The sequence below is a fragment of the Nocardia sputi genome (genome assembly GCF_023501985.1).
The window spans coordinates 1-7930 of the sequence record NZ_JAMFLC010000044.1 but is presented as its reverse complement, the minus strand read 5'-3'; the positions used below and the strand labels follow the sequence as shown (position 1 = coordinate 7930).

The 7930-nt window shown below is 67.2% G+C and carries 8 protein-coding genes, 1 tRNA gene and 1 other RNA gene; 5 read left to right on the top strand and 5 right to left on the bottom strand.

Annotation, left to right across the window (positions count from 1 at the left end; translation table 11 throughout):
* Positions 1-323 precede the first annotated feature (323 nt).
* A complete protein-coding gene (locus M8859_RS35350; protein WP_195072243.1) occupies positions 324-740 on the bottom strand; it encodes a hypothetical protein in 417 nt (138 codons plus the stop codon).
* 183 nt (positions 741-923) lie between these two features.
* On the opposite strand from M8859_RS35350, the gene M8859_RS35345 reads away from it, so the two are divergent.
* Both M8859_RS35345 and M8859_RS35340 read left to right on the top strand, forming a co-directional pair.
* Positions 924-1730, top strand: coding sequence for a methyltransferase domain-containing protein (locus tag M8859_RS35345; RefSeq protein WP_159930960.1), 807 nt, complete (start codon positions 924-926; stop codon positions 1728-1730).
* A gap of 8 nt (positions 1731-1738) precedes the next feature.
* Positions 1739-2179 (top strand): SRPBCC family protein, encoded by a 441-nt coding sequence (locus M8859_RS35340; protein WP_159930957.1) that lies wholly within the window; start codon positions 1739-1741, stop codon positions 2177-2179.
* A gap of 115 nt (positions 2180-2294) precedes the next feature.
* Here M8859_RS35340 and M8859_RS35335 read toward each other — a convergent pair whose 3' ends face one another.
* Positions 2295-3584 (bottom strand): aspartate aminotransferase type Ic, encoded by a 1290-nt coding sequence (locus tag M8859_RS35335; protein WP_159930956.1) that lies wholly within the window; start codon positions 3582-3584, stop codon positions 2295-2297.
* Positions 3585-3807: 223 nt separating this feature from the next.
* Positions 3808-3902, bottom strand: an RNA gene (gene ffs / locus M8859_RS35330) — signal recognition particle sRNA small type.
* 127 nt (positions 3903-4029) lie between these two features.
* Here ffs and M8859_RS35325 point away from each other — a divergent pair.
* A tRNA-Ser gene (locus M8859_RS35325) sits at positions 4030-4114 on the top strand.
* A 304-nt stretch (positions 4115-4418) separates the two neighbouring features.
* On the opposite strand, the gene M8859_RS35320 is transcribed toward M8859_RS35325, so the two are convergent.
* A complete protein-coding gene (locus tag M8859_RS35320; protein WP_159930955.1) occupies positions 4419-4643 on the bottom strand; it encodes a hypothetical protein in 225 nt (74 codons plus the stop codon).
* 468 nt (positions 4644-5111) lie between these two features.
* Between M8859_RS35320 and M8859_RS35315 the strand changes: the two genes are divergently transcribed.
* Complete coding sequence (locus M8859_RS35315) at positions 5112-5750, top strand: hypothetical protein (protein WP_249645557.1); 639 nt, start codon at positions 5112-5114, stop codon at positions 5748-5750.
* 10 nt (positions 5751-5760) lie between these two features.
* Here the strand turns inward: M8859_RS35315 and M8859_RS35310 are convergent, their stop codons facing one another.
* Positions 5761-7347, bottom strand: coding sequence for a WS/DGAT/MGAT family O-acyltransferase (locus tag M8859_RS35310; RefSeq protein WP_308221258.1), 1587 nt, complete (start codon positions 7345-7347; stop codon positions 5761-5763).
* A gap of 168 nt (positions 7348-7515) precedes the next feature.
* Between M8859_RS35310 and M8859_RS35305 the strand changes: the two genes are divergently transcribed.
* Positions 7516-7930 (top strand): cytochrome b N-terminal domain-containing protein (locus tag M8859_RS35305; RefSeq protein ID WP_372492972.1); only part of this gene is annotated, 415 nt, incomplete at its 3' end.

The following is a 7930-nucleotide window of genomic DNA, read 5'->3' as shown; positions in this document are numbered from 1 at the left end:
TCGAAGGGGACGATCCAAATCTCGATTGTCCGCCCACGGGTCCACGGGTGACCCCGCGGATCCGCTCGCCGAGCCGGACGCATTCGGGGACTCGACCGGCTCCGGTCCGAATCAGCCGCCACTGCGTTCGCGGAACGTCTCGATCCCGCCATTCGGCAGATACTGGACCGCTACTCTGGCCACGCGACAGCCCGGCGATCGGTAATGGGGCCTCCCAACTGGGCCTGCGCTGCTTCCTAGACACCGAAGGCCACCAGCGGGGACCGCTGATCACTGCGACCGGACGGGCGGACCGGCGCCCATGTTCCGATCGCGGTGGGCGGTCAGTGGCCGTAATGGTTGTGTGCCTCGAACTCGCCGAAGTCATCCTGCAGCCAGCCCAGATCGCGCCAGGTTCCCGAGCCGTCGAGGGGGCCCTCATAGACGATCTCCAGATAGCTGCCAGGCTGGTCGTCGAGCCGGAGGCGGCGGCCTCGGCTGTACAGGAACAGCGACACGCTGATGTCCGGCTGTCCGTCGCTGCAATGCATACCGAGTATCCCCTTCCACACCAGCTGGAGCGTGGGACCGGACGGCTCAGGACCTCGGACGAGGCAGGAGAACCCGTCCTCCATTTCGCCTGGGTCGACCACGGTCACCTGCTCGCCGAGGTGAGTGGCGAGACTGTCGGCGAGGATGTCGATCGTCGACCTCCATCGGCCGGATGGTGGCGTGTCTTCGGAACCATCTTCGACCGTCACGGCCAGTCGTTCCTTTCCCAGCACTCCCGAAGTACCGAGAAGCGCACAGTTGATCAATATAGTGACTCACCTCACAGTGCCTACGCGCGGGTAGATGACCTGCCGCGTAGGCTCCAGGCCATGCCTCAGACGACGGCGACACCGACCAAGACGACGGCAACGGCCAGGGATGGAAACGGGCTCATGAACACCTACGCATTGCGCCCCGATCGGTTCGACCGAGCAGGCCAGGACCAGCTCGTCGACGTGCGTGACCTACAGGCCGCGCTGCCCGGCATCCGCCGCTTGCGCGCCTGGGCGCACGAAGCGCTCGCGCTGCGGCCCGGCGAACACGCCGTCGACATCGGCTCCGGCACCGGAACGGAGGTCATGACCTTCGCCGAAGCGGTCGGCCCGGACGGCAGCGCGATCGGCGTCGAACCGGACCCGCATCTGCTCGCCTCCGCCGAACGCCGCGCCGCCCAGGCCGGGTCGACGGCCAAATTCCACTCCGGTGACGCCTACGGCGTGCCCTTCGGCGCGGAAAGCTTCGACGCCGTCCTGTGCGAGCGGGTCTTCCAGCACCTGACCGCCCCCGCCCGGGCGGCCAACGAGATCGCGCGCGTGCTGCGTCCGGGCGGACGCGTCGTCGTCGTGGACAGCGATTGGGGCACGGCGATCATGCACCCCGGGGACCGGGGGGTCGTCCGCGAGGTGATCGATACGCTGGTTTCGGCGACCACCAATCCGCTCTCCGGCCGCCGGCTCCCCGGTCTGCTCACCAAGGCAGGCCTGGTGGTCGACGACATCGGTTCGCAGGCCTTGGTGCAGGATCGCGGCGTCGGAGCGGGCTCTCTGGTCACCAGGGTCTCGGCCATGGCCGTCGCACGCGGTGCGATCACCGAGGCTCAGCGCGACCGACTGCTCACCGATCTCGAGGCGGCCGCCGCCAACGGCGATATCCACCTCTCGGTCACCATGTTCGCCGTCCTCGCGCACAAGCCGCGCTGAACCGCCCGATGGCCGTCGACGTGCTGACCGACGTCGTGATCGACCGCTCTCGCGAGCTGGTCGCGGCATACGCGGCCGATCCAGCGCACGCGCCCGCCTGGTACTCGCGCATTCACGGCGTCACCTGGGAGACGGAGCCGCCGCTGCGCGTCGGCTCACGGATGGCATTCGTCGCCCACTTCCTCGGCAGCAAGCTGGTCTACACCTATGAGGTCGTCGACTACCACCCCGGCTCACTGCTGGTGATGCGCACCGCGCAGGGGCCGTTTCCGATGGAGACGACCTACACCTGGGCGGACACCCCGGAGGGCGGTACCCGCATGACACTGCGCAACCGCGGCGAACCGAGCGGATTCGGGAAACTGGCCGCACCTGTACTGGAGGCGGCGATCCGACGGGCGAACCGCGCCGACCTGACCCGGCTCAAAGAGCTGTTGGAGACCGGGTAGGAGGCTGCGGCGCCTTCGCTCGGAGGGACACGGGCCGAGGGCATCGGCTACCGAGCCGAGGCCGGACCATCGGGAACGCCCGGCACGGATTCGTGCCGGGCAGGCCCGTTGCGTTCTACTTGCCGAGCAGCTTCTCGGTGGCCGCCAGCAGCACGCAGGTGGCCAGGCCGTCCATCGCCTTCTCCAGCTCGGGCAGCTTGGGGAAGCTCGGCGCGATCCGGATGTTCTTGTCCTCCGGGTCGTTGCGGTACGGGAAAGCCGAACCGGCGGCGGTGAGCGCGATGCCCGCCTCCTTCGCGAGCGCGATCACCCGCGCCGCCGTGCCCTCCAGCACGTCCAGGCTGATGAAGTAGCCGCCCTTCGGCTCGGTCCACGACGCCACCTTCGAAGCGCCGAGCCGGTCCTCGAGGATCTTCAGCACCAAGGCGAACTTCGGCTCGAGGATCGCGCGGTGCTTCTGCATGTGCGCCCGCACGCCGTCGGCATCTCCGAAGAAGCGCAAGTGGCGCAGCTGGTTGATCTTGTCCGGCCCGATGCTCTTCTTCGCCGCGTGGCTGAGGTACCAGTCCAGGTTCGCGGTGGAACCGCCGATGAAGCTCACGCCCGCGCCCGCGAAGGTGATCTTCGAGGTGGAGGCGAACACCAAGGGCCGGTTGGGGTTTCCGGCCGCGGCGGCCAGGCCGAGCACGTCGATCACCGGGGCGGCGGTGTCGGTGAGCGGGTGCACGGCGTACGCGTTGTCCCAGAACAGCCGGAAGTCCGGCGCCGCGGCGGGTATCGAAACGAGTTCGCGGACAACGTCTTCGGAGAAGACCACGCCGGTCGGGTTGGAGTAGTTCGGCACTGCCCACAGGCCCTTGATCTGCGGATCGTTCGCCAGCAGCTCGGCGATGGCGTGCGTGTCGGGACCGTCGTGGCGCATCGGGATCGGGATCATCTCGAAACCGAGCGCTTCGGTGATCGCGAAGTGACGGTCGTAACCGGGAGCCGGGCACAGGAACTTCAGGGTGTCCTCGGCGGCCCAGCGACGCTCGGAATCGTTGGTGCCGTACAGCATCGCGTAGGCGATCACGTCGTGCATCAGCTCGAGACTGGCGTTGTTGCCCGCGAGCAGGTTGTCCACCGGGATGTTGAGCAGCTCGCCGAAGATCGCGCGCAGTTCCGGCAGACCGTGCAGGCCACCGTAGTTGCGGCAGTCGGTGCCGGTGCCGTCGCGGAAATCGCCCTCGCCGGGCAGCTGCAGGAGCGGGGCGGACAGATCGAGTTGTTCCGGCGAAGGTTTCCCCCGAGTCAGGTCCAGCGTGAGCTTCTCGGTCTCGAGCGTCGCGTAGTTCGCGGTCTGGGTCTCGTGCTCGAGCACGAGCTCCTCATGGCTCATCAAACCGATCTGCGTTTGCCGGGGCATCCTGGGCAGCCTTTCAAGCAGCGAAGGGACGATGGGTTTGGCCGGACCGATGTGCGGCGGCGGCCGAACAGTTGTCCGTGCAGACGCATGTGCATCTGTGGACGGGGTTCACGTTACCCGTGCATTGCCCGGAATTGGAGGCGTTATCCGAGGCGGGATGAGGGTGACCCGCACCGCCGGGCGACGGCGAGGCAACAGCGCATGCGCCCGAGCGACCCCATTTGAAAGGGGACCCCGCGCACCCGGCAGAGCCCGTTGACCCTTGCTGCCTTCCGGCCCTGGGGGAGTTCACAGGATGCGCGCCGCGCGGGATCCGTCGGCCAGTGTAGCGCCTCCGGCCGCCAAACCCATCCTCCGGGTCCACACCCCCACGCGACCAGGCACTTCACCCCCAACCCCGCCCCTATTTGGCGACCGACGGGGGGCTACCGGTATGCTGCTCCACGGAGGATTCGCCTAGTGGCCTATGGCGCTCGCCTGGAACGCGGGTTGGGTTAACGCCCTCAGGGGTTCAAATCCCCTATCCTCCGCCGGAGAGAGTCCAGGTCAGGAGCAGTTACACCCTCCTGACCTGGACCTACGGCGACCCCACCGATCGAACATGCCGCTGAGGGTTGTCGGCGGACACGGCTTCGACCAACCGAAGCAGCCGCATGGTGGCGAACATCGCGTCCCTTGTACTACTGAATCCGGTACCGCCACGAGGGCAAGCAGCCGAGAGTCGCATTCGATCGCCGCCGTGCGGCAGACGCGCGACGGCCACGGTGCCCGCATCCAGCCGGCGCATGCCATGGCGGGCTACCGCGCAGGCCGGCCCTCTGGATCCTCCGGCAGTCAGAGCCGGAAGATGCGCGCCCCCACTCCCCACCCGGCGCTGGACCAGTTGGGGCCGAAACAAGCCACCGTGCCCGCCTGTCCGACAGGCAGGTCTCGGCGCGTTGTGTACTGGCCGAAGATCGGCGGATTAGCGGTGAAGTTGTATCCGATGCAGTCGATCTCGAGTCGGTAGTTGCCCGCATCGCCTTGGCAGATCCCGTTGTAGGACCATGGACCGTTCATCGATCCTGAGCAGCCGGGCTGGGCGGCGGCCGTGCCGGTGGCCGTCCCCGTGAGAGCGACTGCCACAACGGGAGCTGCCAGGCACATCGCTATTGCTCGAACCGAGGTTCGCATACTGGACTCCGATTGTCGTTTGGGTCGATTACATGGGATGTATCGACGTTATGTCGCAACACGTTACAGAGTGGAGGCTGTGACAAGGAGGCGAACGCGGACGAATCCCGCTCGGACGCTTACGAATCGGATGCAGGGTAAGCCGCCTCCTCGGGACGCGCTCTGCCACCATCGAAGTCGTCGGCCATCACACGAAGGTGCCGCCCGTCGGTCGGCACCGGCACCGGCACCGCCGGTTATGGCGAGATGTCACTACAGCGATGCCGACCGAACCCTCGGCTCCCGGTAGCACGGCGAACTCGTTTCGCCCGATCCAGGCTGTGCGACCGACGATTCCGATGGAATGATCTCCCCGTGACTCAGTGGCTTCCGCTTTTCGGTTCTCTCATCGTCGCCGTCGCGGCATTGGTCGGTGTGCTGGTCAACAACCGCACGAACCGGGCGGCGCTCACCGCCGCGGACGAGCGGAACCGGGTCACCTTGGACGCGGCGCAGCGAAACGTGGAGTTGACCAACGCGGCGGCCGAGCGGCGCGAGCACGACAAATGGCGGCGGGAATCAGTGCTGAGCGCGGTCTCCTCGGTGCTGGCTATCTCGAGCGACGTCCGCCTGCAGTTGTTGCACTGTGATCGCTGGGAGGCCGAGGAACTGGATCAGGTGGACGACGAGATCCGGCAGGCCGTCGAGGGTTCGCGGGGGTTCATCAGCAGTCTGCGCGTCGTGGCGCATCGCAAGATTCCCAATCGCTGCGAGGACCTGATGCGTACGCTCACCGCGGCGCTGAACATCAGCTTGCAGCGCCGACGGATCGAACTCGACGGCGAGGCGACGGCCGAAGAGATCAGCGAGATCCAGGCGCTGTGGTCGCGGGCGATCGAGAACACCGTCGAGGAAGAACGCTCGGTCATCAACGCCACCCGGCTCGAGCTCAAGATCAAGATCTCCGCCGAAGTCCACCAGGCCACGCCGCAGCCGGCCCTCGCACGCTCCTGAGCGCCGGCGATCACACCGGCCGGGACGCGGAGTCCAGCCGGGTGCGGTGTACTTCGAGCAGCGCGGCACGGAGGTGGGCGGCGTAGGCGTCGAGGTCCGGTAGCACCGCCGGATCCGAGTGCAGCGAGATGGTGACGGTGTCGCCCAAGCCGTGCACGCCGTGCGTGAGGTGCATGACGGAGCCGAGGGCCGGGAAGCCCGCGGTGAAGCGCACGGCGCCGCCGCCGAAGGCGAGGTCCGCAGGGCCGCGGTCGACGCTGGAGACGACGGTGTGGCCCGAGATCGAGTCGGGCACGGTGTCGACCGGATAGCGCTCCAGATCCCGGCGCAGGATCGGAGCGGGGATGGTCGAGGTGACCCGGTCCTGCGCGGACAGCAGCGGATGCCGTGCTCGGACACGCCGGTCGACGAGCGCCGCCGCGATCTTGTCGGCGCGTACACGCAGGTCCGGTTCGTCGATGAAGAGGTCGACGCCGAGACTGCGATAGTTGTTACGAGGGTAGGTGAGCTCGGGAAGGGCCATCGGAACCTGCGCGCCGAGACGCTCGACCGGCTCACCTCGGTCGGCCAGGTAGCGAGCGAGCGCCAGCGACACCGCGGTCAAGGCGACGACCGTGACGGTACGGCCGGGAACGCGCAGGTCTTCGGCCGGGAATACGAGCACCCGGGCTTCGTGCCGCAAGGCCGCTTCCGCGGCGGCTCGATTCAGCACGCTCGGCGGATAACCCGTTCCGGGTGGCGGCACCTCACCGGCCTCGGTCAGATGATCCAGCCGTTGCCGCGCTCGAAACGCCTCGTAACCGCGCACCGCGGTCACGGCCAACCGAACCGGCGTACGCAGAACACCGAGAGCCGAGTCGGCCAGCACCCCGGCCGCCGATGCACTCGCCGGCACCGCGGAACCGATCATCCGCAGAGGAGCCCCTACCGCCGAGCCGACGCCGCGACGATCAGCAAGCAGCGCGGACAGTCTCTGTGTGGGTGGCTTCCACCATGATGGATGACTGGACGTCCGCCGGCCGCCAATCGAACCGCCCGCCGCTGCGGCATCGTCCTCGCCTGCGGCCCGTACTCCATCGGGCGCCACCGACGCGGCTCGACTTCCGTGCTGTGCTGCGAGGTCCCCCGACGCGCTGAACAGCGCACGCGCGATCGCCGAAGCACGCCGGCCATCGGCCAGGGCATGCGACATCTGGAGTACTACCACCAGCGCGGGCTCCCCCTCCTGTCCCGGCGCGCCGACGATGCCGCGGAACACGTGCAGCCGCCACGGGTGTACGGCGGCGTCGACACCGGTGCCGAGCAGATCGCCGAGGACGTCCAGCAGATGCGACCAATTACGCTCCGCCAGTTCGTGTTCCACGAATTGCTCGGAGCCGGATTCGCACCGCGTCCAAGACGGGTAATCGACGTCCGAGGGCAGTTCGCGCAGCCGGACCCGAAGGTCAGGGATCCGCGCGCTCCGTTCGGCGACGACCGCGCGTAGTTCCTCGGTGGATCGTCCGCGATCGGCGAAGCAATACAGCAGAAAAAGGTCGTTGTGTGTGCGTTTGGACAGCCAATACATCGTCGCGTCCTGCGGTGCCATCGCGCTCACGAGTAAAACGATATCGACTCGGATCCGGCGGCGCCCGGCGAGCCCGGGAGATGTGAATGATCTTGTTTCACAGTTTGGCGCGGAAAAGCCCCTCGATTCCGCCGCGCAGCTCTGCTACCGTCTGTAGTAGGAACGCATACCACTCTCACCCAGGGCGGGGTGTCGGCCATGGCTATGGATTCAGCGCGCATAATCGGCAAGCAAGCCAATGATATGGACGAGCGATATCGCGCCGCGGCGTTCATGAAGCGATCGATCAACAAGGTCTTCCCCACGCATTGGTCGTTTCTGCTCGGCGAGATCGCGCTCTACAGCTTCATCATCCTGCTGTTGTCGGGCGTCTACCTGACGCTGTTCTTCGACCCGTCCATGGCGGAAGTGGTCTACGACGGCTCCTACCAGCCACTGCGCGGTGTGACCATGTCGCGGGCGTATGAGACGACACTCAACCTCTCCTTCGAGGTGCGTGGCGGCCTGTTCGTGCGGCAGGTGCATCACTGGGCGGCGCTGCTGTTCGCGGCGTCGATCATCGTGCATCTGTTCCGGATCTTCTTCACCGGCGCGTTCCGCAAGCCGCGGGAGG